The sequence below is a fragment of the Pseudophaeobacter profundi genome (assembly GCF_029697505.1).
Lineage (GTDB): Bacteria > Pseudomonadota > Alphaproteobacteria > Rhodobacterales > Rhodobacteraceae > Pseudophaeobacter > Pseudophaeobacter profundi.
In genome coordinates this window covers 223,841-248,870 of sequence record NZ_JARJEF010000003.1, presented here as the reverse complement: position 1 = coordinate 248,870, position 25,030 = coordinate 223,841, and the positions used below count along the sequence as shown (strand labels likewise).

General features: G+C 60.4%; 22 protein-coding genes. 9 read left to right on the top strand and 13 right to left on the bottom strand.

The window, feature by feature from the left end; genetic code table 11:
• Positions 1-14: 14 nt before the first annotated feature.
• From addA to regB, 7 genes are all read right to left on the bottom strand, one after another.
• Positions 15-3,410: a double-strand break repair helicase AddA gene (addA, locus tag P2081_RS07110; protein WP_278922179.1), complete on the bottom strand. Its 3,396-nt coding sequence runs from the start codon at positions 3,408-3,410 to the stop codon at positions 15-17.
• Positions 3,407-6,361 (bottom strand): double-strand break repair protein AddB, encoded by a 2,955-nt coding sequence (gene addB / locus P2081_RS07105; protein ID WP_278922348.1) that lies wholly within the window; start codon positions 6,359-6,361, stop codon positions 3,407-3,409. Before addB ends, addA begins: the two co-directional genes overlap by 4 nt.
• The gene (locus tag P2081_RS07100) at positions 6,351-7,061 is read right to left on the bottom strand and encodes a nucleotidyltransferase family protein (protein ID WP_278922178.1); all 711 of its coding nucleotides are present in this window, start codon (positions 7,059-7,061) and stop codon (positions 6,351-6,353) included. The genes addB and P2081_RS07100 overlap by 11 nt, the downstream gene beginning before the upstream one ends.
• Positions 7,058-8,068 carry an aminoglycoside phosphotransferase family protein gene (locus P2081_RS07095; RefSeq protein WP_278922177.1) on the bottom strand — a complete coding sequence of 337 codons (1,011 nt, stop codon included), beginning with the start codon at positions 8,066-8,068 and terminating at the stop codon, positions 7,058-7,060. Before P2081_RS07095 ends, P2081_RS07100 begins: the two co-directional genes overlap by 4 nt.
• Positions 8,055-8,645 (bottom strand): tRNA (adenosine(37)-N6)-threonylcarbamoyltransferase complex ATPase subunit type 1 TsaE, encoded by a 591-nt coding sequence (tsaE, locus tag P2081_RS07090; RefSeq protein ID WP_278922176.1) that lies wholly within the window; start codon positions 8,643-8,645, stop codon positions 8,055-8,057. The genes P2081_RS07095 and tsaE overlap by 14 nt, the downstream gene beginning before the upstream one ends.
• 110 nt (positions 8,646-8,755) lie before the next feature.
• Positions 8,756-10,312 (bottom strand): PAS-domain containing protein, encoded by a 1,557-nt coding sequence (locus P2081_RS07085; RefSeq protein WP_278922175.1) that lies wholly within the window; start codon positions 10,310-10,312, stop codon positions 8,756-8,758.
• An 88-nt stretch (positions 10,313-10,400) separates the two neighbouring features.
• On the bottom strand, positions 10,401-11,792 hold the full coding sequence (gene regB, locus P2081_RS07080) for a sensor histidine kinase RegB (RefSeq protein WP_278922174.1): 1,392 nt from the start codon (positions 11,790-11,792) through the stop codon (positions 10,401-10,403).
• A 142-nt stretch (positions 11,793-11,934) separates the two neighbouring features.
• Here regB and P2081_RS07075 point away from each other — a divergent pair, with 142 nt between their 5' ends.
• From P2081_RS07075 to P2081_RS07065, 3 genes are all read left to right on the top strand, one after another.
• Entirely contained in the window at positions 11,935-12,552 is a 618-nt protein-coding gene (locus P2081_RS07075) for an SCO family protein (RefSeq protein WP_278922173.1), read from the top strand.
• Positions 12,553-12,646: 94 nt separating this feature from the next.
• Positions 12,647-13,201 carry an ActR/PrrA/RegA family redox response regulator transcription factor gene (locus P2081_RS07070; protein ID WP_278922172.1) on the top strand — a complete coding sequence of 185 codons (555 nt, stop codon included), beginning with the start codon at positions 12,647-12,649 and terminating at the stop codon, positions 13,199-13,201.
• 10 nt (positions 13,202-13,211) lie between these two features.
• Positions 13,212-14,363, top strand: a complete 1,152-nt coding sequence (locus tag P2081_RS07065) for a glycosyltransferase family 61 protein (protein ID WP_278922171.1) — start codon at positions 13,212-13,214, stop codon at positions 14,361-14,363.
• Positions 14,364-14,365: 2 nt separating this feature from the next.
• Here the strand turns inward: P2081_RS07065 and P2081_RS07060 are convergent, their stop codons facing one another.
• Complete coding sequence (locus tag P2081_RS07060) at positions 14,366-14,962, bottom strand: HD domain-containing protein (protein WP_278922170.1); 597 nt, start codon at positions 14,960-14,962, stop codon at positions 14,366-14,368.
• 270 nt (positions 14,963-15,232) lie between these two features.
• Here P2081_RS07060 and P2081_RS07055 point away from each other — a divergent pair, with 270 nt between their 5' ends.
• The 3 genes from P2081_RS07055 (at position 15,233) to P2081_RS07045 (ending at position 17,684) form a co-directional block, all read left to right on the top strand.
• On the top strand, positions 15,233-15,547 hold the full coding sequence (locus P2081_RS07055; protein WP_278922169.1) for a hypothetical protein: 315 nt from the start codon (positions 15,233-15,235) through the stop codon (positions 15,545-15,547).
• Positions 15,548-15,667: 120 nt separating this feature from the next.
• Positions 15,668-17,059, top strand: a complete 1,392-nt coding sequence (gene ahcY, locus P2081_RS07050; protein ID WP_278922168.1) for an adenosylhomocysteinase — start codon at positions 15,668-15,670, stop codon at positions 17,057-17,059.
• Positions 17,060-17,342: 283 nt separating this feature from the next.
• Complete coding sequence (locus P2081_RS07045; RefSeq protein WP_278922167.1) at positions 17,343-17,684, top strand: DUF2853 family protein; 342 nt, start codon at positions 17,343-17,345, stop codon at positions 17,682-17,684.
• Between the two features lie 318 nt (positions 17,685-18,002).
• Here P2081_RS07045 and P2081_RS07040 read toward each other — a convergent pair whose 3' ends face one another.
• The 5 genes from P2081_RS07040 to tsaD all read right to left on the bottom strand — a co-directional run bounded on the left by P2081_RS07040 (position 18,003) and on the right by tsaD (position 21,239).
• On the bottom strand, positions 18,003-18,398 hold the full coding sequence (locus P2081_RS07040; RefSeq protein ID WP_278922166.1) for a DUF1761 domain-containing protein: 396 nt from the start codon (positions 18,396-18,398) through the stop codon (positions 18,003-18,005).
• A gap of 88 nt (positions 18,399-18,486) precedes the next feature.
• Positions 18,487-18,909, bottom strand: coding sequence for an EVE domain-containing protein (locus P2081_RS07035; protein WP_278922165.1), 423 nt, complete (start codon positions 18,907-18,909; stop codon positions 18,487-18,489).
• Positions 18,909-19,181 carry a YciI family protein gene (locus P2081_RS07030; protein WP_278922164.1) on the bottom strand — a complete coding sequence of 91 codons (273 nt, stop codon included), beginning with the start codon at positions 19,179-19,181 and terminating at the stop codon, positions 18,909-18,911. Before P2081_RS07030 ends, P2081_RS07035 begins: the two co-directional genes overlap by 1 nt.
• A gap of 1 nt (position 19,182) precedes the next feature.
• The gene (locus tag P2081_RS07025; protein WP_278922163.1) at positions 19,183-20,145 is read right to left on the bottom strand and encodes an NAD(P)H-dependent glycerol-3-phosphate dehydrogenase; all 963 of its coding nucleotides are present in this window, start codon (positions 20,143-20,145) and stop codon (positions 19,183-19,185) included.
• A complete protein-coding gene (tsaD, locus tag P2081_RS07020) occupies positions 20,142-21,239 on the bottom strand; it encodes a tRNA (adenosine(37)-N6)-threonylcarbamoyltransferase complex transferase subunit TsaD (protein ID WP_278922162.1) in 1,098 nt (365 codons plus the stop codon). The genes P2081_RS07025 and tsaD overlap by 4 nt, the downstream gene beginning before the upstream one ends.
• 75 nt (positions 21,240-21,314) lie before the next feature.
• Here tsaD and P2081_RS07015 point away from each other — a divergent pair, with 75 nt between their 5' ends.
• The 3 genes from P2081_RS07015 to P2081_RS07005 are packed head-to-tail and all read left to right on the top strand — an operon-like array spanning position 21,315 to position 25,003.
• A complete protein-coding gene (locus P2081_RS07015) occupies positions 21,315-22,064 on the top strand; it encodes a uroporphyrinogen-III synthase (protein WP_278922161.1) in 750 nt (249 codons plus the stop codon).
• A 55-nt stretch (positions 22,065-22,119) separates the two neighbouring features.
• A complete protein-coding gene (locus tag P2081_RS07010; protein ID WP_278922160.1) occupies positions 22,120-23,475 on the top strand; it encodes a COG4223 family protein in 1,356 nt (451 codons plus the stop codon).
• Positions 23,476-23,485: 10 nt separating this feature from the next.
• Complete coding sequence (locus P2081_RS07005; protein ID WP_278922159.1) at positions 23,486-25,003, top strand: heme biosynthesis protein HemY; 1,518 nt, start codon at positions 23,486-23,488, stop codon at positions 25,001-25,003.
• Positions 25,004-25,030 lie beyond the last annotated feature (27 nt).

Sequence of the window (25,030 nt, the reverse complement as noted above, 5' to 3'; positions counted from 1 at the left end):
ACTGAGGTTGGAACCTAGGTAGGGCTTAACGGATCGTCAAGGTCCAGCACCGGCTTCAGCGCATCTGTCACAAGATCGTGCGGCAGCGGCATGAGGCTGGCACTACGGGTCCACAAAAGCGCGGTGTCGATCCTCCGGTCCGGGTAGATCTGTTTCAACGCATGGGCATAGGCCCCCATCTGGCGCAGCAGCCCCTTGGGGCAAGTTTCCGCGCGGTCCGGCACCTGGGCATTCGATTTGAAATCCACCGCCAGCACCCGTTCCGGTGTCACCACCAGCCGGTCGATGATGCCAAAAAGGCGGCTGTCGCCTAGCTGCGCCGTAACTGCCACCTCGGCCAAGGCATCGGCGGCAAAGATATGCGCCAGGGCCGGGGCTTGCAGCACTGCGCTTGCTTCGGCCAGCAGCTCTTCGCAGTCTTCGGCCCCGGGTAGCAGGCGTCCTGCCAGTATGGGCCAATCGGTGCTTGGTTGTGCGGGCAGATGTTCCAGCAGCAGATGCAACCGGCTGCCGCGTGCCTTGGCGTCTTCTTCCTCCAACCCCTGGTCCCCCGGCAGCGCCTTCGCCCCGCCCAGATCCGATGGATTCAGCGCAGTATCCGGGGCCTGATAGGCCGGGGCAGGCTGGCCAAAGACTGCAGGCAGGCTGGCGCGGGTCCGCTGGGTGACCTCATGCGGGACAAATTCCAGCCCCTCCCAATCGCCATGCGACAGCCGCAGGCCTTCGCCGCCGGGCAGATCACAGGCGCTGGCGCCGGCTTCGCGTAGGGCGGTTTCCACCCGTTGATACCAGCTGTCGCCCTCTTTCGACAGCGTGCCGGCCGTGGCGACGATCAGCCATTTTTCCGCCCGGGTCAGGGCGACATAGAGCAGGCGCAGCCGTTCATTTTGCTGTTTTTCCTGGGCCAGTTCACGGGCGGAAAACAACAGATCCGGCATTTGGTCTTTGGGCAGTTTCCACAGTGGTGTGCCCTCGGCCAGCATGATTTCGGCGTCACTGGGGGCATTGCGCTTGGCGGTGTCCGGCAGGATGACGATCGGGGCCTCCAACCCCTTGGATCCATGCACCGACATCACCCGGATCATATTGCCCGCAGCGCCCATCTGGCGTTTGATTTCCAGATCATCTGTCTGCATCCAGACCAGAAATCCGGTCAGGCTGGGAATGTCTGATCGTTCATAGGCCAGCGCCTGCGATAGCAGTGCATTTATGCCATCTTCGGCCTCTATCCCCAGACGGCCCAATAGTTTTTGCCGCCCTTGGTGCCGGGTCAGGATGCGTTCGATCAGATCGAATGGGCGCAGGAAATCGGTCTGGCTGCGCAGATCGTTCAGCACCGCCATGGTGTCTGCAAACTCTGTGCTGCGTGCCCGCAGGGCGGCCCAAAGATGTTGCCCCCCGTCGCGGCGATGGGCCAGGTCAAACAGCATTTGTTCCGACCAGCCAAATAGCGGCGATTTCAGGGCCTCGGCTAAGGATAGCGAATCTTCCGGCGTGGCGAGAAATGACAAGAGCGCCGCAATATCCTTTACCGCCAGTTCCGCCCCCACCTTCAGCCGGTCGGCGCCGGCGATGGGCAGGTCGGCGGCTTTGCAGGCGCGGATGATTTCGGAAAACAACTCGGATCGGCGCTGCACCAGAATGAGAAAATCGCCGGCATGCACGGGGCGGCGCTGGAATGTGCCGCGTGTGGCGCTGTCCTCTGGGATGGTGACCTGACTGACGATCATTTCCTTGATCTGTGCCGCGATGCGTTCGGCCAGCACCACGGTGTGATGGCGGCTGCCGGGACGATCAACCGGATCGGTCCAGTCGCTGTCCTCTTCGTCTTCGCTCTTCTCCACCGCGGGCCAGAGATCAACCCGGCCGGGCAGATCGGATTTGAAGGCACGGTGCAGGGCGTCGCTGTGAAACCCGGCGCGCGGGCTATCTTGGAACACCAGATCAACCAGTCGCAGGATCGCGGCAGAAGAGCGAAAGGAAAATTCCAGCGCTGCGTTCTGCAGCCCATCGCCGGATTCGGCCAGACGATTGGCAAATTCTACCTGCATCCTGTCAAAGGCATCCGGGTCGGCCCCCTGGAACGAGTAGATCGACTGCTTCTTGTCGCCAACCACAAAGATCGTGCGCTCCACATCAGAGCGCGCGCCTTCCCCGGCGGTGAATTCCTGCGCCAGGGTTTCAATCACATCCCATTGCACCGGGCTGGTATCCTGGGCCTCGTCCACCAGAATGTGATCAATGCCGCCATCCAGCCGGTACAGCACCCAGGCTGCCACTGCCGGGTCATTCAACAGCTGGCGGGCATTAAGGATCAGATCGTCAAAATCCAGCCAGCCGCGCAGGCGTTTGCGGGCCTCGTATTCCGGTAGGAAGGCAGCGGCAAAGCGGTGCAGATCATGCGATTTTTGCGCTGCCACCAGCGCCAGCCGCTTGGCACGGGCATCTTCCACCCGCAGCATCAGGGGTTCCAACTGGTCCATCAGGCCCAGATTGGCCTCTCGCAGTTTCTTGGTAGGGAATTTGCCAATTTTTGCAGAGAAAGGCGACGCGGCGCTTGCTCCGGTCAGAAAGATGCTTTCCAGCGCTGGCAGGTCAGCCAGGGTTGGCGCGGTAAGTCCTGCCAGCTTGTCAGCGGCGCGTTGATCGGTGGTGCCGCCTGCGGCCAACATATCGCGGGTGGCTTGCAACAGCTCTGCCTCGCCACCCAGAAAGACCAGCTGTTCCAGCGCGCTGCGGTCAAACCCCGGCGGCAGATCAAACCGCGCCAGCAGCTCGGGCCAGTCCAGCGGCGCATCAAAGGCGGCGCGGCGTTGGCACAGGGCTGCGGTGAGGTCTTCGAAATCGCTGCCCCCCACATGGCGCGCCAGAGGTTCAATAAGATGCGCCAGTTCACCCTTGGCAAAGTCCTCGACAATTTCCGCCCGTAATAGCGCGGCGGCGCGGTCTTCCATTTCTGAAAATTGCGGGCTGACGCCTGCCTCTAGCGGGAAACGACGCAACAGGGACGAACAAAAGGAATGGATGGTCTGAATTTTCAGCCCGCCAGGTGTTTCGATGGCACGGGCAAACAGGGTGCGCGCCTGGGCCAGACCTTCCGCAGATATCGCATCATCCGCCCCCAGATCGCTTAGCGCGGCGGTAAGCTGATCATCGCGCAGCATGGCCCATTCGCCAAGGCGCTTGAACAGCCGGTTCTGCATCTCGCTGGCGGCGGCTTTGGTATAGGTAAGGCACAGAATATGCTGTGGTTGCACCCCCTTGAGCAGTAGCCGCGCCACCCGGTCGGTCAGCACCTTGGTCTTGCCAGAGCCGGCATTGGCCGCCAGCCAGGTCGAGGCGTCGGGACGGGCCGCGCGAAACTGCGCCTCAGAGGCGGCATCGCGGGGTTTGGCGGTTGGGCTGCTCATGTCAGATCCTCGGGGCTGGGCATGGCGCTGCGATCCCATTCGCCAAAACGGGCCAGGTGATCGTAATCGCCGGCAAAATCATCGCGGTGCACCATGCGGCGGCTGGAATAGCCCTGTTCCTGTTCAAAATAGGCACCGATCAGGGTTTTTAGTTCTTCCCAGATCTTGGCGGGGGGCTGATCCTGCAGCGGCGCGGGCACCTCTTTCAGGCTGCTGCCCAACCCGATAAAGGCGGCGCTGGCCACCTCGGCGGGGCCAATCTCCTGAAAGGCGCCTTCCTCGGCCATGGCGGCCTCGATCAACAGCTGTTTTTCAAACTTCTTTTGCTGCGATTCCGAAGGCGGAATGCCGGTTTTGTAATCATAGAGATGCAGAAAACCACGATCATCCTGGTCAATCCGGTCAGCCCGGCAGGCGATAGAGAAATCCAAAGGCGCCAGCTGTGCTTCGCCCTTCGCTTCCAGTTTCAGCGGTTTGCCACGGCTTTGGCGGGCCTGTTCGGACAGAATGAAATCTCCTGCGATCCGCTCAATCCGCGACAGCCAAAGCATGCGGGCCACCGGCCAGGGCACATCGCGTTCCAGCAGGGTGCGGGCCGTTCCAATCAGGTGATCAGTGGTGAGCAGCCCAGGATCCTGCAGCGTATCGCGAATGAAATCTTCAAATATTTCATGTACAACCGTGCCGCGCAGCAGGGCGTCAGGTTCCTGCACCAGCGGGTTCAGCTTGCGCAGGCGCAGCACGTGTTTGGCATAGATCGCATAGGGGTCGCGGATCAGTCGCGGAATTTCGGTGATGGTCAGCCTGCGGGGGCGGCTGGCCAGGGGCGGGCGCGGAGCAGGGCGATGGGCGGCTGGAAGTTCGATCGGATCTTCCAGCGCTTCAGCCCAATCCAGCCAAGTCTGTCCGCGTGCTTTCATCGCATCCAAAGCCGCTTTGCCGCCTTGATCTGGCAGGCCTTTTAAAAGGTTTGTCAGGCGGTTAAGCCAGCGCGAGGCAACGGTATCGGCCTCGTCTGTGCGGGCGGCGCGCGTCAGCCAGACCTCGGGTGCGGCGACGGCCTGTTGGAAATCATGCGCTGACAGGCCGATGCGGCGCTCCGGCAGCAGCAGCCCGGCCTGATGGCGCAATTGTCGGTTCAGCCAGGGATCGGGCTTGGCGGCTTCGGGCCAGCTGCCTTCGTTCAACCCACCGAGGATGACCAGATCGGCACCCTGCACGCGGGCCTCTAGCGTGCCCCAGATCATGATCGAACCATAGGGGGTGTCGCGGTCGCGCACTTCGGCCTGTGACAACAGCGCCGAGAGCAGATCGGCAAAATCGCGCGCTGACATTTCGCCGCCATATGCGGCTTCTGCTTCCAGGTTGGCAAAGACCTCATGCGCTATTTGACCGGCCTTTTTGTCCCACAGCGTGCCGCTTGCCCCGGTCAAGGTGATCTGGCTGCCGGCTGCGATGGCTTCGGCTCGGCTGCGTAACAGAGCGACCCAATCGCTCAGGTGGAGGGGGTGCTGGACCTGTTGGTTGGCAAAGTTATGTGCCAGCCAGCTGGTCCAGCCCGGTGTCAGATCCTGTTTGGTGCCAAAGGCTGCAAAGCTGTTAGCGTCGGGGAAGGGTGGGCCATTGCGGCGCAGGTCCAGTTCAAAATCGCGGGTATGGCGCAGGTGTTCACCGCGCGCGGCATCCGGGCTGGTGCCGTCATGGGTCAGCGGGTGTTTCAACAGGGTCAACAGCGCATCGGCGGTCAGCGGGCGGCAGAACAATTCGGCGACATGCCGTAGGAAACGCCCCGGAGGCGTCAGCTGCAGCGGTAGACCGGCGGAATCATCGGGCAGGATGTCCCAGCGGTCCAACGCCACCGAAACCAACCGGGTAAGCATCCGATCCGGCGAGATCAGCGCCGCGGTCTTGCCGTCTTCGGCGGCCTGGCGTAGTCGCAGGGCAATGGCCAGTGCCTCGGCGCGCGGGGTGGGGGCCTCGACAAGGGTGACATCGGCGCAGGCCCTGTCCAGATCGGTGAGATCGGGGCCTTCGCTCATCCAGGCGTCAGTGACCGGAGCCGGGCGCAGGGCTAGGGAAATCAACCGGTTGCGCGGCACCGAGGCAGGTTCGGCTGTGTTCCAGCGGCGCACCATATCCGGTGTCATATCAAGATCGGCGATCAGCTTGGCAAAGCGATACTGCGGGTGGTCTTCGCTGGTCAGCGCATCATGCAGGTGCTGCCAGACAGGGCTGGGTTGCTCAAAATCATAACCGGGCAGCACCACGGCCCCCTGCGGCAGCCGGGCGATGGCCTGCATCAGCAGCAGGGTGGTGCCGCGCGACCCGGTAGAGCCGGCCAGAATGACCGGATGCTGCGGCGGTGTATCTTGCCAGGTCTCGATCAGGTTCAGTACCATCTGGCGCTGGCGGGCTTCGGCATCCATGGCGCCATCATGGCCCTCGATGAAATCATCTGCGATGCCAATGAAAGACTGCGCCCGGGCCCAGTGGCCCGACATATCGGAAATATCAAGATTGCGGATCACGTCGGTGCTGACGCCTTCGCCCTGCATTTCGTCAATCAGCGCCGCCAGACTGTCCGACAGATCATAGAGCGAAGACCGGGCGGCCAGATCGGGTTGCGCATCCAGCAATTTGGCAATCAGCTGTGACAGTTCCAGTCGCCGCCGCAGTGGCGGTAGGGCGGGGGGCAGGCCCTGCAGGCTGGCCTCATGGGCAAGATCGGTCAACAGGCGCATGCGTGGCAGCAGCAGGGCCGGGCCTTCTTCAAACAGCGCGCGACAGCGGCGCATCATCCGAGAGGTGTTGAGGATCACTTCGACCTGCGCCAGGCCTTCGGGCGGCAGCGCATGCGCCCGGTGCTGCAGCCCCTGGGCCAGCGCACGGGGGAAATCGACGCCAATGGGAACAGCAAAGATGCGGGGCGTATCCTGAGGTTCAAACAACATCATTGGCAATCAGATCCTCGGCAATGGCAATTCCTTCGGGATGGCCCACATCGCACCAGTGGCCAGGGTATTCCACCGCAAAAAGCCGCCCATCGCGCGCCATATCGTTCCACAACAGGTTGAGTGAAAAGACATCTTCTTTAATCGACGCAAGTCCGGCGGTTTTGACAATTTGCACCCCGCCATAAACCAGCTCGCCGCCCCGGCTGATTCGCCCATTGGAATCGCGGGTGAAATCGCCGGCCCCGCTGCGGCCATGGCAGCGGGGGATTGGAATGCAGACCAACAGCGCGTCCATGCGGGCCGGATCCCAGGCGTTCAGGGCAACCTGAAATGGGTTTGGCCCCTTCCAGATCACATCGGTATTGGCGGTAAAGACCGGCGCCGACCCCAAGAGGGGCAGCGCATGACGCAGCCCGCCGCCGGTATCCAGAACCTCTGGGCTTTCCTGGCTGAGCAGCACGCCTTTGGGGGCGAGATGCGCCGCGAGGATATGCGGCAGATAGTGCAGATTGGCCACGATATGGCGTGGCTGCATGGCCTGGGCCAGGGTCAGCGTATGGTCAATCAGCGGCTGGCCGGCCACGGCGATCATCGGCTTGGGGCAGGTCTGTGTCAGTGCCTTCATCCGGGTGCCAAAGCCGGCGGCAAACAACAGGATGCTTTCGGGGCTGTCTTGCGGGTGGGTGGCGTTGGTCATCGGCGCAGCTTTGCCAGGTTTTCCGGGCTTGGCGGGGGCAGGTCCTGTTGCAGCCAACTGGCCAGCGGTGCCAGCGCCGGGTGTTCCAGGCCGTTGATTACATGGCTCCAGACCCGTGGTATCAGTTCCAGATACTGCGGCTTTGCCTGCTCTAGCGAGAGCCGGGCAAAAACGCCAAGGATGCGCAGATTGCGCTGCACCCCGATCACCGCATAGGCGCTGCGAAAGCTGGAGCCGTCGATTGGGCTGGCCGCAAGGTAGCGGTTGATCATCTGCGCCTCGATTGCGGCGGGCACATCGCGGCGGGCATCCTGCAAGAGCGACACCAGATCATAGGCGGGATGGCCGACGCGGGCGTCTTGAAAATCAATCATGCCGACCTGGGCAAGCCCGCTGCGATCCGGCAGGTACATCAGGTTTTGCACGTGAAAATCCCGATGCACAAAAACCATTTCGCCGCGCAGGGTCTGGCGCAGGATGTCTTCGAACTGGTTTTCAAAGCGGTGTTGCAGGTCGGTGTCGACGCCACCGCGCAGCGGGCCGCAATAGTGGCTGATTACCAGACCGGACATTTCCGCCATGGCGCGCGGTCCAAGTGGCTCTAGTGCTAAGGGGATGCTGGTGGCGGGCTGCTGGTGCAGATGCAGCAACAGGTCGGTGGCCAGGCCATAAAGCGGCTTTTCCTGGCTGGGATCCGCCTGCAGGACTTCGTAAAATCGCTGGTCGCCCAGGTCTTCGATCAGCAAAAAGCCAGCTTCTGGGTCTTGGGCAAGGATGGCAGGCGCGCTAAGCCCTTGATCACGTAGAAAATTGGCGATGCGCACAAAGGGGAGAATGGTTTCGCCGCTGTCAGGCGGGGCATCCATCAACACGAGGCTGCGCCCATCCGGGCTGGTCAGCCGGTCATAGCGTCGCGCCGATGCATCGCCCGCCAGTGTTGTGCGCTGCCAATCGCCGTGGCCGCTACGCTGTAAGAATGCGGTTATCTGGGTGTCACGACTGGTCATCTTGGCTCTCACTTGGGGTAGGCTGTGCAGGGGGCGAACTGGCCCGGCAGAGGCAGGCGATCTGATCCAGCCGGTGCTGCCATTTCGGATCCGTCCATGTCAGGGTCAGGTGGCGGCTGTCTTCCTGCGCCGGGTCCAGCGAGAGTGACAGCTGCAGCGCATGGGCCGGAGTCAGCTCAGCCAGGCGGTCAGGCCATTCAATCAGGCAAATGGCTTCGTCAAAGGCCTCAACCAGGCCCAGTTCCTCGATCTCTTCCAGGGCGGCAAGACGATAGAGATCCGCGTGCCACAGGTCGCAGCGCGGCAGCTCATAGGTTTGCACCAGGGTGAAGGTGGGCGAGGGTACGTCCTCGGGCACTGGCATCAGGGATTGGATCAGGCTGCGGGCAAAATGCGTTTTACCGGCCCCGATTGGTCCCGCCAGAAGCAGGCAATCGCCGGGCTGCAACTGTTCCGCGATCCGCCGTGCCAGTTCTGCAGTTTCCTCGGCAGAGGTAAGGTCGCAGGAAAACGGGCTGCTGGGGGAGGCGGTGGTGCCGCTGTCCGGGGGGGAGGCAGTATCAGGGCTTTCAGTCATGGCGCCACAATGCCTCTGGCCGGGCTGCGCTGCAAGCGGGAAGGGCGCGACCAGCCCCCGCTGATCGCGCCCTTTTTGTGCCAATGATTGGCCTGATGTGGTGCCAGGCTTCAGGTCTGTCCGGTCTGGTCAGTGATGGCGAATTTTTGCTGCTCCAGCGGTGGCAGACCGGGTTCTGGCGCCTGAAAGCTGACCATGGTTGCGCCGTTCTGGATTGCGGTGACCTTGCAAAGCAGCGGCGTGCCGTCGCGCAGTTGCACCTGGGTCCACCATGGCCTGCGCCCATCGCTGGCGGCCACAAAATCGCGGATCTCACCCCAGGCGGGGTTGGGGCGACAGGTGTCTTGCCAGATGCGGGCCGCATCCATGATAGAGACCTTGGCAAAGCTGGCGTCAGGATCCATTTTCCACAGCGAATGATAGGTTTCATTCGAAAAGCTCATGGTGCCATCATTGGCAAAGACCGCAATGGCTTCGTCCATCTGATCCATGATCGACTGGCCCAGTTCCAATTCAGAGCGGAACTGCCGGGTGAGCGTGACCTCGGCGGTGATATCTTCGAACAGGAAGGCGATGGCCCCATCGGGGTGGGGACGGCCAGAGACCGAATAGACCGAGCCGGAGGGCAGCGACCAGGTGTCCTGGTAGCGGCCTTCTGCGGCGGCTTCCAGCAGGTCTTCGATCTGGTGGCGCCAGCTGGAATAGTTCTTTGGTTCAGGCATCAGCCGCTGGTCGCGCAGTCGATCAAAGAAGGTCATCAGGCTGGGGCGCGAGCTGAGGAAATCTGCCGGCAGGGCAGTCAGGTCGATTAGCACCGGATTGAACAGCACCAGCTGGCGGTTGCGGTCAAAAATCGCGAGCCCGATGGACAATTGGGCAAAGGTTTTTGCCAGCGTCTGTACAAAGTTGCGCTGTGCAACCTCGGCATCGACCACAGCGTTGACGTCAACTGCATGGCATAGCCAGCCGGCCTCGGTTTCGGTGGTCGAGATATTGTACCACAGGCGCTTGGTGCTTTCGGGCATCGGGATGAACAGCCGCTCTGCCTTGCCGCTGGCTTTGGGTTCTTCAAGATTGTCGAACAGCGGGATGGAAAAATCGGCATCGCGTCCGCGCAGTTTATGGCTGAGATCATCATAGGCCAGGTTCGACCAGGTGACGGCACCCTCGTCCGATTGCAGCCAGACCGGATAGGGGGCCTGATGCACCGCAGCGCGCAGGGTGGTCAGCTCTTGGTCGAGCGATTTGTTCTGCTCTTCCAAGGTGCTGCGGCGCAGTTGCACGCGGGTGATCCCATCTATCCATTCGCAATGGGCCTCGCGGCTTTCGGCAGAGGCGGTTCCGGTCAGCACAAGCGGGCCGATATCTTTCAGAAAACCCGGGCTTTGCGGCAGGCCTGGATAGTTGCGGGCGAGTTGGTCGCGCAGCATATTCCAGCTGAAATGTTCGGCATGTTCGCCGATGAATTTTCGCGCGCCCGAGGACCACCCGATCAAGCTGGTGTCATCAAAGAGAAAAACGGCGTCGGTACGGCCATCGCCAACCAAAAGATCCTGCTCCATACTCTTGGAGCGCTGTTCTGGTGACAGCCACCAGACGGCCGCTGCTGCAGTTGCACAGCAAAGTGTGGCCAGCATCAACCACTCGATCGAGATGAGGTTCTGCATATTGTCCTGCCTATTTCAGTGCTCGTTTTTTTCATGGTGGACCACAAATGGTTAACTGCAGTTTAATTAATTACCTAAAAGTGAACAGCTAAACTTCTATCCACTTATTTTTCCCCTTCGGAACGGCATTTTCCCCGAACTGGGCGTCAATTTTGCCGCGCGGCCAGGATACCACAACGATGGCGCCGGGGCGATCAGATGGGTGTGGCGGCGGTTCACTGGCCCCATTGGCGAATTTCAACTCGGCTCCGGTGCGCTCTAGCAGGGTTTTGGCAATGAATAATCCCAAACCCATGCCCTGATATTCCGGGCGCTGTTTGCGGTCGGTTTCGCTGCGGCGGCGACGCATGAAGGGGTCACCAATGCGGCCCAGCAGATGTGGGGAAAACCCGCGCCCGTCGTCGTGGATATTCAGAGTGATCTTTTCGTCGTTCCAGGTTGATTCTATCCAGACGGTCGTGCGCGAGAAATCAACGGCGTTCTGCACCAGATTGCGCAGCCCATGGATGATTTCCGGTTTGCGTAGGATGGTGGGTTGCTGGAAACTGCCATCTTCCAGCGGGGCCTCGTCGAAATGGATCTCCTTGCCGCGATTGATATGCGGTTCGGCGGCTTCGTGAATAACGGTGGACAGCGGTGCCTGGCGCAGGTGCAAATCGTCTTTGCCGGCCCGGCCCATGTCGCGCAGGATATCGCGGCAGCGCTCCGCCTGCTCGCGGATCAATACCGCGTCTTCGCGCAGGTCAGGCAGCGCGTCCAATTCGTCGATCAGTTCACCACTGGCCAGCTTTATGGTGGCTAGTGGTGTGCCCAGTTCATGCGCGGCGGCCGCAACGACCCCGCCCAGATCGGTAAGCTTTTGTTCCCGTGACAGCGCCAGCTGGGTGGCAGCAACCGCATCGGACATGCGCCGCATTTCGGTGCTGATGCGAAAGGAGTTGGCGCCGATAAACAGAATGGCGATGACGATGGCGGTCCAATTGCCAAAGATAAAGACATCTGGAATACGCAGGACAAATCCCTGTGCAGTGCGCAGCGGAATGTGGAATTCAGCCAGTAGCGTCACCAGAATGATTGCTGTTCCCCCCACCACCAGCGTCGAGCGCAGCCCCATCATTGCGGCGGAAATGGTCACCGGAGCCAGCACCAGCAGGGTAAAGGGATTGTTCAGCCCCCCCGTCAGATAGAGTAAGAACCCCAGTTGCAGCAGATCAAACAGAACCATCAGCAGGTTTTCAAACTCTGATAGGCGCTTGTTGACCGGAAAGACAAAGATCGCCAGCATGTTGCTAATCACCGAGATTCCGACCGCAAGCAGGCAGAGGACCAGATCCAGCTGTAGATTATAGAGCTGCTGCGCCACAGTGATGGCAATCAGCTGGCCAGTGATGGCCACCCACCGCAGCACAATCAGGGTGCGCAGCCTAATCCAATGGCTGCGTTCCTGCCCCTGCATCAGGTCAATTTGCCTATCACTCATGCTATCGCTCCTGCAGCCTGCGCAAACCGGGGTCGGCCTCGCACAGCTGTGATGTTTTGGCGTAGTTGCATTGCCTGTGTTTCTTGATAGGTCTGGCGGCAGAAACGATCAACTCTCCTCCTGCAACATAAAGTGTGATCACATGACCCGTCTCTATTCGATTCTTGCTGTCCTTTTTGTCGCTGCCCTGGCCGGCGGCACCTGGTTCTTCACCCGCAGCAGCGGCGATGATAAATTCGCGCAGTGTGGCAGCAGCACCATTGCCAGCGGTGGCGATACGATTGGCGGCCCCTTCGAGTTGATCAATGCAAAGGGAGAGCTGGTAACCGACCGCGATGTCTTTACTGAACCGTCGATCCTTTACTTTGGCTATACCTTCTGCCCGGATGTCTGCCCGTTGGACGTGACCCGCAACGCCGATGCCGTCGATCTGCTGGCGGAACGTGGTATCAGCACCACACCGGTTTTTGTCTCGATCGATCCTGAGCGCGACACCCCCGAAGTGATGGGGGATTACGCTGAAAATATGCATGAAAAGATGATTGCGCTGACCGGATCGCTTGAACAGGTAAAAGCAGCCAGCCGGGCCTATAAAACCTATTTCAAACGCCAGCCCGGCGATGAAGATTATTACCTGGTCGATCACTCGACATTTGCCTATCTGGTGCTGCCCGAGATCGGTTTTGTGGACTTCTTCCGCCGCGATGAAACGCCCGAACAGGTCGCAGACAAGGTCAGCTGCTACGTCGAGAATATGTAAAATAGCCTAGGCTGTTTGACCTTGCTGGCGGGGTCGCTAGTATCGCCTTCAATGATCTGCGTAACCTTTGCGCAGAATTCGCGGAGAACCGGGCATGACCGAAGACGCACTGCAGGAAATTGGGCCAGACAAGTCGCTGTTGCTGGTTGATGATGATGAACCCTTCCTGCGGCGTCTTGCCAAGGCCATGGAAAAACGCGGCTTTGATGTGGAAACTGCCGATTCAGTTGCCGGTGGATCTGCCATCGCAACTGCCCGCCCGCCGGCCTATGCGGTGGTGGATCTGCGCCTGGAAGATGGCAATGGCCTGGATGTGGTCGAAGTTCTGCGCGAAAAACGACCCGACAGCCGGGTGGTGGTGCTGACCGGATATGGCGCCATCGCCACTGCGGTTGCGGCGGTCAAGATCGGTGCCACAGATTATCTGTCAAAACCGGCAGATGCGGCGGATATCATGAATGCCCTGCTTAGCGGTGATGACGAAATGCCGCCGCCGCCTGAAAACCCGATGAGCGCAGATCGCGTGCGCTGGGAACATATCCAGCGTATCTATGAGCTTTGTGATCGCAACGTATCCGAGACCGCGCGCCGGTTGAACATGCATCGCCGGACGCTGCAGCGCATTCTGGCCAAACGCAGCCCGCGCTAGGGGCTGCGGGATGTTACCGTCATCTCAGCCAGAAATCATCGACCCGGCCTTGCAGCCCCTGCCAAGTGGCGGCTGGTCCGAAAACATGCAGATCTTGGCCGATGCCTGCGTAGTGCCGCCGAAAATCAGCGCCTTGGTACAGCCAGCCGGTGTGCTGTACAGTGATGGCAGCTATTGCCCCGAGGCGGCGCTCTGGCGTAAATTCCGCCCCATCACCATCGCACCTGAACGCCCTGGGAAGGTTCGCAGATCCCTGCAGGGCCGTTGGCTTTGGGGCGGTGTGCTGTGGGCACATTTTGGCCATTTCCTGGTCGAAAGCTCTTCTCGGCTCTGGGCTTTGTCGCGGGTGGAAGACGATATTCGCGGCATTTTGTTCATCCCCAAACGACCCAAGGTGGGCGATGTGGTGCGTGGCTACCAGCGGGAATACCTGTCGCTGTTTGGCAGCGATCTGCCCATCCACGTCGCGACTCGCCCGACCCAGGTGGAAGAACTGGTGGTGCCGGGGCAGGGGTTTGGCCTGGGAAAAATCACCCGAGGTACAGGAAAATTCCGCCAGGCGGTCCACAGCCGATTTGCCTGCGATGTCGTGGCCGAGGGGGCGGAAAAGCTGTATATCTCGCGGTCCAAACTGGGCCTGGGTAAGGGCGGTCTGCTGGGCGAAGAACGGCTGGAAACCCTGCTAGAGGCCGAAGGATATGAGATTTTTCACCCGCAGGAGCACAGCCTGACGGTGCAGGTTGCGCGTTACAAGGCGGCGCGCAAAGTGATTGCTGCCGATGGATCGGCGTTGCATCTGTTTGCCATGGTGGGACGGGCCGACCAAGAGGTGGTGATGATCCTGCGGCGCAGCTCTGGTGCCAATAATTTGCTGGCGCAGCATGTCGAAAGCTTTTGCGAACGCGCCCCGGTGGTGATTGGCGGTCTGCGGGCGGAATGGGTGCCCCAAGCCAAGCAAAAATCCAGTCGGCTGAGCTTTGGTGAATTGGATCACCAGGTCATTGGCGACACCTTGGCGCGGCTTGGCTTTATCTCGCAGACCACGGGTTGGACCACCCTGACAGAGGCAGAGCGCAACCAGATCCTGCAGGACAAAGGTCTGGGCGGGCAGGCCGGGTTTGTCGAGGCTAAGCCTCGAAAAAAGCGCGGTGAGGCAGCCTAGGCCTAGAGGCGGGCTAGCAAATCCGCATGGCGGGCGATAAAGGACTGGCGCACCTGTAGCGGTGGGCGCAGGTCAATGGCCAGCCCGGCGATCACCTCGGTTCTGGGGCGGCCAAACAGCTTGTTGGCCTCGGCCTCGGAAAAGCCGGCAATCTGCACCGCCTCCATCCAGGCGCTGGTTTTGTCGGCCCGTTTGATCTGCGCCTTGATGGTTTTGGGCAGTTGGGCTGGCAGGCCGAATTTGATGTGAATGGCCGAGGTCAGCCGCTGATCCAATTCGCCATAGCCCGGCCCCACCGCTGCCTTCACCGGCGAGATCATATCGCCGATGACATATTCCGGCGCATCATGCAGCAGCGCCGCCAGCTGCCATTTCACTGGCGCTTTGGGGTGCATGCGCGAAAACAGTTCTTCCACCAACAGCGAATGTTCGGCGACGGAATAGGCAAAATCCCCCTGCGTCTGACCGTTCCAGCGCGCGACAAAGGCAAGGCCGTGGGCGATATCGCTGATCTCGATATCCATCGGCGTCGGATCCAGCAAATCCAGACGACGACCAGAGAGCATACGTTGCCAGGCGCGGACGGGTTTAGGGGGCATCGGGCGTAATTCCGGTGATTAGCAGACCTTCTCTGCCTATCTGTTTGGTGACCCAGAGGTAAACCGCGAAGCGCAGCAAAGCCGGATTTTTGCCGACAACAGCGCAAGTGTTTTGCAGGGCGGTTGCAGGGTCCCCGACGCGAAGGTGATCCGCCGTGAGATTGAAATTCCCGGTTCAAGGCCTAAATCATATACCAGAACAGGGGCGCTATTCGCCCGGATAATGCGCCCCTAGTAGTGAGAGAAACCTCTACAAAATAGGAGCTTATCATGTTTAAACGTCTCTTCTCATCCGCCCTGATCTTTGGCATGGCTGCAATGGCGCCGCCGGCCTTGGCTGCAAGCTGTGCGCCGCGCGAAGGGTTGGTAGAACAATTGCAAGCCGCCTTTTCCGAAAGCCTGTCCTCGGCCGGCCTGCAGAACTCTCAGCCTGTTGATACGATGATCGAGATCTGGAGTTCCGCCGATAGCGGGACCTTTACCGTGCTGGTGACCTATCCTTCGGGTATCAGCTGTATCGTCGCCTCCGGTCAGAATTATTTCAAAGTGACAAAGACAGGTTCCCAGTCCGGAGTGCCCAGTTGATGGCGGGTTTGCCGGGAACGAATCCGGCATGCCATCGCAGCTGCTATCTTCGTTGCTTGTAAACCATTGCGGTGTTACCTCCTGCTGCCAAGAGAACTCGTAACCAGAACGGAGCGGACCATGGCCGAGGATTATATTGTAAAAGACATTGCGTTGGCTGAATTTGGCCGCAAGGAACTGGATATCGCCGAGACCGAAATGCCAGGCCTGATGGCGCTGCGCGCCGAATATGGGGATAGCAAACCGCTGGCAGGGTCTCGTATCGTTGGCTCGCTGCATATGACAATTCAGACTGCGGTGCTGATCGAAACGCTGGTGGCGCTGGGCGCAGATGTGCGCTGGGCCTCTTGCAACATCTTTTCGACCCAGGATCACGCGGCTGCGGCCATCGCTGCAGGTGGTACACCCGTCTTTGCCATTAAAGGCCAGACGCTGGTTGAACATTGGGACTATCTCGACCGCTCCTTCATGTTCCCCGAGGGTGCCAATCTGATCCTTGATGATGGCGGCGATGCCACGCTTTATGTGCTGCTTGGTGCCCGTGTTGAGGCCGGCGAAACCGATCTGATCGAAGTGCCAACTTCGGAAGAAGAAGAAGCCATCTTTGCCCAGATCAAAAAGCGTATGGCGGCAAGCCCCGGCTGGTTCACCAAGACCCGCGAATCCATCCTGGGCGTTTCGGAAGAAACCACCACTGGTGTGCACCGCCTGTATGAGCTGCAGAAAAATGGCCAGCTGCCTTTCCCTGCGATCAACGTGAACGATTCGGTCACCAAGTCGAAGTTCGACAACAAATATGGCTGCAAGGAATCGCTGGTCGACGGTATCCGCCGTGCCACTGACACCATGATGGCTGGCAAGGTTGCTGTTGTTTGTGGCTATGGCGATGTGGGCAAAGGCTCTGCTGCGTCCCTCTCCGGTGCTGGCGCCCGCGTCAAAGTTACCGAAGTTGACCCGATCTGCGCCCTGCAGGCCGCGATGGATGGCTTTGAGGTGGTGCGCTTGGAAGATGTCGTCGATAGCGCCGATATCTTCATCACCACCACTGGCAACAAGGATGTGATCCGCATCGAGCACATGCGCGAGATGAAGGACATGGCGATCGTTGGCAACATCGGCCACTTTGACAACGAAATTCAGGTGGCCAGCCTGAAGAACCACAAGTGGACCAACATCAAAGAACAGGTCGACATGATCGAGATGCCTTCGGGTAACCGTTTGATCCTGCTGTCTGAAGGGCGTCTGCTGAACCTTGGCAATGCGACCGGGCACCCGTCTTTTGTGATGTCGGCCTCCTTCACCAACCAGGTTCTGGCCCAGATCGAGCTGTGGCTGCGCGGCGATGAGTACAAGAACGAAGTCTATATCCTGCCCAAGCATCTGGATGAAAAAGTCGCCCGTCTGCACCTTGATCGGATCGGCGTCAAACTGTCTAGCCTAAGCCCAGAGCAGGCCGCCTATATCGGTGTGACCCCGGAAGGCCCCTTCAAGCCAGAGCACTATCGCTACTAACTGTGTAGCCTATAGGTCGTAAGGCCCTTAGATCCTTCGCAAGATACTATCTTGCGGAGGATTTTTTTGTTGGCGGGACCGGCACGGCTTTGGCGCGGCTTATGCTGACCTGTCTTTTCCAAAGGAAGGCATTGATCTTATAGCGGGGAAGGGCTGAAGCAGCGTGAGTTCGGACCGCCAAAATTCCCAGTTGCTCTGTGTGTATCTGCCTCTAAACTATAGGTGGCAACGATATAGCCGGAAGGATCCTGAACAAGATCCAACCCAGAAGGGAGAAAAGATTTTGGGAAAACGTGATGACCTGATCGCGCAATATGCTGATGATCTGAAAAACAAATGCGGTATGGAACCAGATATGGATCTGCTGACCAAGGTGACCATTGGCTGCGGCCCGGCGATCTATAATGCCGATGCCTCTACCGTGGCGGCCACCCAGGACAGTGAACTGGAAACCGTCAAGGAAAACTTTCTGGTCAAGAAACTTGGCCTGGCGGATGGTCCAGAACTGATGGAGGCAATCTCTAAGGTTGTAGAGATCTACGGAAAATCCGAGCGCAACAAGTATCGCGCCGTTGTCTATTACATGCTGACCAAGCATTTCGGCAAAGAAGCCGTCTACGGCTAAGCCACATTTTTTGTGGATTTGTGGCTCTGCGCCAGCGATACAGGGCGCGACACAAGACCAGGAACACTCGGCAGGCGTGCCGGGTGTTTTTTATTTGAATTGAATTGTCTGTGGATAGAGTTTGCCACCACAACCCCAAGTAGGCTATGAAATGTATACCAGCCAGGATGGCTAGGACGGAATTTTCATACGCGTGTGGTGGACTGTGGAGCACGCGGGGTGAAAGGGAAGATCCTACTATCCTGTAGGGTCTTCCCTTTTTTATGTCTGATCCTCTTTGGGCCTGTGGCAGCGTCAGCAGCAGGGCCGCCAGCCGTTTCAGAACAGCGTCAGCACCAGGCCAATGGTGGCGCAGGCCAGGCTGGCATAGCCGCCATCAATCAGCGTGAGTTTGACAGGGCGTCCGCCAAAGAGATTGTTCAGCGCAATCCATGGGCTGATAAAGAATAAGCCAACACCCAGACCAGCCACCAGACCGGCACCTGCGTCAGAGATGCCTGACAGGGTGAAAACATGGCGCATCATGCCCGCCACAACCAGTTGCAGGCAGAAGCTCAGCACAAAGATCAGCGGTTTTTGGCCGCCTTCGGGTTTGCCATCGGTGCCACGTCTAATCCCGGCGGCCACCATCCAGGGTTCTGCCAGGATCCCGTAATAGACAGCCCCCAGCGCAAAGCCGGCAAGGGCTGCGATGACTACATTCAAAAGTTCCAAGACGTTCCTCCCATTTCAGCACTCTAGAGCAGATCTGAATCAGGCCAGGATTGGGCCAGGATCAGACCCTGGACAACGCGACCCCGGATCACTCTGGATCGGTTTGTCCCATTGCGCAGATCACCTGCCATTGTTCTGCACTGACGGGCTGCACCGACAGGCGGGGGCTTTTGACCAGCGGCATCTCTGCCAGTCGCGGATCGGATTTGATCTGCTGCAGCGTCACGGGCTGTTCAAAGCTGCGCACTGCCTTGATATCAACGCAGTCCCAGCGGTCATCAGCTGTGGTGCTGTCGGGATGTGCTTCGGCGCAGATCTCTACAATGCCGACCACCGCCCGTTCCTTTTGCGAATGATAGAAAAACCCCCGGTCCCCAAGGGTCATGTCTCGCATGTGATTGCGCGCCTGATAGTTGCGTACGCCGTCCCACTCCTCGCCCGCGTCACCCTTGGCGACCTGATCTGGCCAGCCCCAGGTTGAAGGTTCCGATTTGAACAGCCAATACCGCATCAGCCGATGACTTTCTTCCAGGTGATCAGCTCTACCGATTCAAACAGGCCGGCCAGTTTATAGGGATCAGCTGCAGCCCAGGCTTCGGCTGCCGTCATGTCTTCAACATCCAGAATGACCAGCGACCCGGCCATATCGCCGTTCTGATCCAGCAGTGGCCCAGCCTGCGCAACAGCGCCAGTTTCTTCGATATAGGCCAGGTGGGCGGCGCGGTTGTCGACGCGGGTCTGTAGGTGCTCTGGTTTGTCGCGGGCGATCAGGGCAATCAGCATGTTATTCCTCTTTCAATGGGCGCGCCAACAGTTGAGCGCTGGCGCTGGCAATCGTCAAGTCACCATTCAGCAGCCCGACAACGGTTTCTGTCAGGGGCATATCCAGCCCCATGGTTGCGGCCTTGGCTGCGGTGGCGCGGGCGGTGGCGGCACCTTCGACGGTGATATTGGGGTCAAATACCTCGCCCCGGCCAATCGCCAGCCCCAGCTGATAATTGCGTGACAGGGCAGAGCTACAGGTCAGGGCCAGGTCGCCAAACCCGGACAGGCCAGCCAGGGTTTCAGGCCGGGCACCACAGGAAAGGGCCATGCGCTGCATCTCGGCATAGCCGCGTGTCATCAGCGCCGCACGGGCGCTATCGCCAAGGCCTGCCCCAATTACGGCACCGCAGGCGATGGCGATAATGTTTTTCAGGGCCCCGCCCAGTTCGGCACCGCTGGTGTCGGTTGTACGGTAGAGCCGCAGGTTGGCGGTGGTCAGCTGTTCCTGCAAGCGATGGCAAAGTACGGCATCGGCGCAGGCCAGGGTCAGCGCCGTCGGCAATCCGCGGGCAATGTCGGCGGCAAAACTGGGGCCGGTCAGCAGCGCAGGTCGGGCCTTGGGCAGGGTCTCGGCGATAACCTTGACGGGGCCAAGGCCGGTTTTCAGTTCAATCCCTTTGCAGCAGGCCACCAGCACCTTATCGGTCAATTCGGCCTGATAGGTGGTCAGAACAGCGCGCAGTTTCTGCATGGGCACCGCCAGCAGCAGCACCTGTGATTTTGCGGCGCTGGCAATATCATCCGTCAGATTCAGCCCTGCTGGCAATGGCACATCGGGCAGACGCGCCGTGTTGCAGCGTTCAGCCTGCATCTGCGCCACATGCGCCGGATCGCGCGCCCAGAGGGTGACGGGTGTTTCCTTGGCCAGTGAAATGGCCAGCGCGGTGCCAAAGGCCCCGGCACCCAGAACCGAAATACTCATGCCTTTGCCCCTTTGCGGCCCGACCCCAGCATGGCGGGGCTGGTTTGATCCAGTGGCCAGCGGGGGCGGGCAGTCAGATCCATGCCATCGCGCGCACCTGCGCGAAACCGCTCTAGGCCGGCATAGGCGATCATCGCAGCATTATCGGTGCACAGGGCCAGCGGCGGTGCAATGAAACGGGTGTTTTCCGTGGCACAAACCGTCTCTAGTGCAGCGCGAATGGCGGTATTTGCTGCGACGCCACCAGCCACGGCCAGGGCTGGAAATCTGGGGGCGTCCTGCATGTAGATCGCCAGCGCGCGGCGCGTTTTAGAGGCTAGGACATCGGCAACCGCAGCCTGAAACCCGGCGCAAAGATCGGCCCGGTCCTGCTGTGTCAGGCCTGATTTTTCGGCAACGATCTGATCGCGCATCCGCATCAGCGCGGTCTTCAATCCCGAAAAGGAAAGGTCGCAATCATCCCGGTTGATCAGTGGTCGGGGAAAGCGAAACCGCTTGGGATCGCCGGTTTCGGCCTCTTTCTGCACCGAGGGACCGCCAGGTTGCGGCAGGCCCAGCAGGCGCGCGGTTTTGTCAAAGGCTTCGCCAGGGGCATCGTCAATGGTACCGCCAAGCCGGGTGAAATCTTCGGGGCCCCGCGCGATCAGATATTGGCAATGTCCGCCAGAGACCAGGAGCATCAGATAGGGATAGGCCAGATCATCGGTCAGCCGTGGGGTCAGCGCATGACCGGCCAGGTGGTTGACGCCAACCAGCGGCAGCCCAGTGGCAGCGGCAATGCCCTTGGCGCACATCACCCCAGACATCACCCCGCCAATCAGCCCTGGCCCGGCGGTAACCGCAATCGCGTCCAGATCGCGCAGGGTGACATTGGCAGCCTGCAGCGCGTCGCGGACGCAGTGATCCAGCTTTTCCGCATGGGCGCGGGCGGCAATTTCCGGCACCACCCCACCAAAGGCGCTGTGCAGCTCGGTTTGGCCAAAGACAATAGAGGAAAGAACCTTGGCCCGCTGGCCCGGTTCCTGCCGCACCACGGCGGCGGCGGTATCGTCACAGCTGCTTTCCAGCCCCAAGAGTGTCAGGCTTTGTGTCATGCTCTACCCGTTGCATCGAATTGCTGGTGGAGCTAGCACCTATGCGACATGCAAACAATCCCAGGAGCAACAGGCATGGACAGTGCCAGCGACCCATCGCCGCGCCAGGTGGCCTTGTTGATGACCCGACCCAAAGCGGCGGCGGCCCGGTTTGTTGCAGAGCTGCCAGCGTCGCTGCGCGCAAAGTTGCAGCTGATCAATGCGCCGCTGATGCAGGTGCAGGGGTTGGAGGCAGAGGTTTCATGTGCCGATTACGGCGGGGTGATCTTCACCTCTGCCAATGGGGTTGCAGCAGTCACCGCCGCTGGCGAGATCCCAGCCTATTGCGTGGGGCAGCGCACCACCCAGGCGGCGCAGGCGGCGGGCTGGCAGGCGCAGTGCTGCGGCGCCAACGGCGCAGAACTGGTGGCGCAATTGATCAAGATGCGGCCGACCAGCCCGCTGCTGCATCTTCATGGCCGCCATACCCGTGGCGATATCGCGCCCCGGCTGAGCGCAGCTGGCCTGCCCTGCCGAGGCCAGGTGGTCTATGAACAACAGCTTTTGCCGCTGGGGGATGCGGCCCGGCAACAGATCGGGGCGCAAAGCGATATAATCGTGCCGCTTTTTTCACCACGCACTGCGCGGCATTTCGCCAGCCTGGGGCTCGACACGGCGAATTTGTCTTTGATTGCAATAAGCCAGGCCGTTGCTGCAGAGTTGCAGGGCTTGAAATGCAAGGGCTTGCAGGTCAGTAAGAAACCAGACGCGGCCAGTATGGCTGAGATGGTCCGTGATGCCGCAGTCCGCCTGACGCGGCTTGAGGGTGGAGATTCTGCGCAGTAGGATCACAGAAATCCCGGTGCGTTTGGGTGATTTTTAGAATCGAGGGGAGGCCGGCGTGGCTGACAAAAAGACTGCCGACAATATGACCAAGCCGGAGGTCGAAACGCCGGACACTGACTCGCAGACGGCCAGTGGACACGCAACGGATACGCCGGAGTTTGCGGAGCCCGAAGGTCTGAACGAAGATCAGACCCCCGCCGAAACGGTTGATCTTGATGCGCAGGATGAGGTGTCTTCTTCCGAGACCGAGACCGAGACCGAGACCGAGACCGAGACCGAGACCGAGACCGAGACCGAGACCGAGACCGAGACCGAGACCGAGACACCGGATGCGGTTGCATCTGCGGATGAGATACCCGTACCCGCGCCAGATCCGCAGCCAGCGCCTGCACAGATCATCGAAAAACGCGGAGGTTTTGGTGCCGCGCTGCTGGGCGGTGCGGTTGCCGCTGTTTTGGGGTTTGTTGTTGGCCAGGGCGGGCTTCTGAATGGGGTGCTGCCACCCAGCCTGCAGGGCGGCAGCGCCGCTGATGTAACGGCGATGCAGGCCGAACAGGCTAAGTTGCAAGACCAGATTGCCGCTCTTCAGGCAGAGCAAAGTGATCCAAACCAGCCCGATATCTCTGATGTGGCGCAGCGTCTGACGGAGGTTGAGGCCAGCCTTCGCACCGCCGAGGCCAAGATAGAGGCGGCGGGTTCCGGCGCGGTTTCCCAGGGTGATCTGGACGCGGCGCTTGCCAGCATGGCGGCCCGGATAGAGACTCTGGAGATGCGCCCGCTGTCTGATGCGGCCGCGCCCGAGGCGGTTGCCGCCTTTGAGGCCGAGCTGGGCAAATTGCAGGACAGTCTGGCGGCTCAGCGCTCTGAGGTCGAAGAGATGCTGGCTGAGGCCCGCATGAAGGAAGAAGCGGGGATAGAGGCCGCCCGAATAGCTGCGGCGCAGACCGCGCTGGCCCGGATAAGCGGCGCCTTGCAGGCCGGCACGGCCTATGGTGCGGCGGTGGCAGATCTGCAGGCGCAGCAGGTCGAGGTCCCGGCAGAGCTGCTGGCCAGTGCCGAAACGGGCGTGACGTCGCTTCAGGGATTGCAGGCCAGCTTTGCCCCGCTTGCCCGTGAGGCCCTGGCGCTGGCGCGGCAAGAAACCAAAGGCAACGGCGGCATGATGGCCTATATCAACCGCCACCTTGGCGCCCGTTCGGTCACCCCGCGTGATGGCGATGACGCGGATGCCATTCTGTCGCGCGCCGAAGCTGCGGTCCAGTCTGGCCAGATTGCGGCGGCACAAGAGGAGCTTGCAGCCCTGCCCGAAGCCGCCCAGGCCGCCTTTGATGATTGGCAGGCCGCGGCGCAAACCCGTCTGGCAGCCCTGGCTGCTGTAGATCAAATGGCCCAAAGCCTGAACGCCAAATAAGGAAGCCGACATGCTCTGGTCATTGTTGAAAATTCTCGTTTTTGTTGCCCTTGTCGCCTTGCTTGCCTTTGGCGCCGGGATCCTGATGGAAACCGCCGGCGGGGTGCAGATTACCGTCGCCGGGGTGGAATATACCCTTGGGGCGCTGCAATCTGTCATGGCGCTGGGTGTCTTGTTTGTCGGGGTCTGGCTGTTCCTGAAACTGCTGCGGCTGTTGATCGCGACGCTGAAGTTCCTCAACGGTGATGAAACGGCAATTTCGCGCTATTTCGACAAGAGCCGAGAAGAAAAGGGCTTTCAGGCGCTATCCGACGGTATGATGGCGCTGGCCTCTGGCGAGGGACGCCTGGCAATGACCAAGGCAGCAAAGGCCTCGCGCTATCTGCAGAAACCGGAACTCACCGATCTGCTAAGCGCCCAGGCGGCCGAGATGGCGGGCGAGACCAAGATCGCCGGCGAGGCCTACAAACGGTTGCTTGCCAATCAGTCCACCCGCTTTGTCGGGGTGCGTGGCATCATGAAACAAAAGCTGTCAGAAGGCGACAAGGACACCGCCCGGCAGCTGGCCGAAAAGGCGCTGGCGCTGCGTCCAAAACATGTCGAGGTGCAGGATATATTGCTGCAGTTGCAGGCACAGGCCGAAGACTGGGCCGGGGCACGCAAGACCCTGTCGACCAAGCTGAAAACCGGCACTCTGCCACGCGATGTCTTCAAGCGTCGCGATGCGGTGCTGGCGCTCTCGGCCTCGCGGGCGGTTGTGGATGAAACCGCCAGCCTGGAACAGCGCGAACAGGCGATCGAGGCAAACCGGCTCTCGCCGGATCTGGTGCCGGCCGCAGCCATGGCGGCGCGTGCCTATCTGGATCAGGGTAAAAAGCGCAATGCCATCAAGGTATTGAAAAAGGCCTGGGAGGCGCAGCCGCATCCCGACCTGGCCCATGTCTTTGCCCAGATCGAACCGGATGAAACTGCACAGCAGCGGGTGAAACGGTTTGAGCAGCTGGCGCGGATGAAACCACAGGATGATGAAACCCGGCTGGTAATGGCTGAATTGCATATCGTCGCCGAAGACTACCCCGAAGCCCGTCGGGTTCTGGGGGATCTGGTTGAACGCAGCCCCGATGCCCGTGCGCTGACCTTGATGGCAGCAATCGAAAAAGGCGAAGGCGCTGACAATGCGGTGACCCAGGCCTGGCTGGCACGGGCGCTGAATGCGCCACGTGGTCCGCAGTGGCTGTGCAGCAATTGCAACCACATCCATGCCGATTGGGCCCCTGTGTGCGAGCATTGCACCAGCTTTGATACCCTAAGCTGGCAGCGGCCGGAAACGCCGGAACTGGCCAGTGTCTCTGGGGCGCAGATGCTGCCGCTGATCACCGGCACTGCCGCCTCTGATGCGGTGGTGGTGCAGGATCTGGACCCGGTGGATGATATCGAAACACCTCGGGCAGAAGAAGATGCCGATCTTGCGGGCGATTCTGAACAGCTGCCTGCAGATGATGCAGAGACGCGGGCCGCCCTGCGCTAGGCTTCCCAAGCCAAGCCAAGCCAGGCC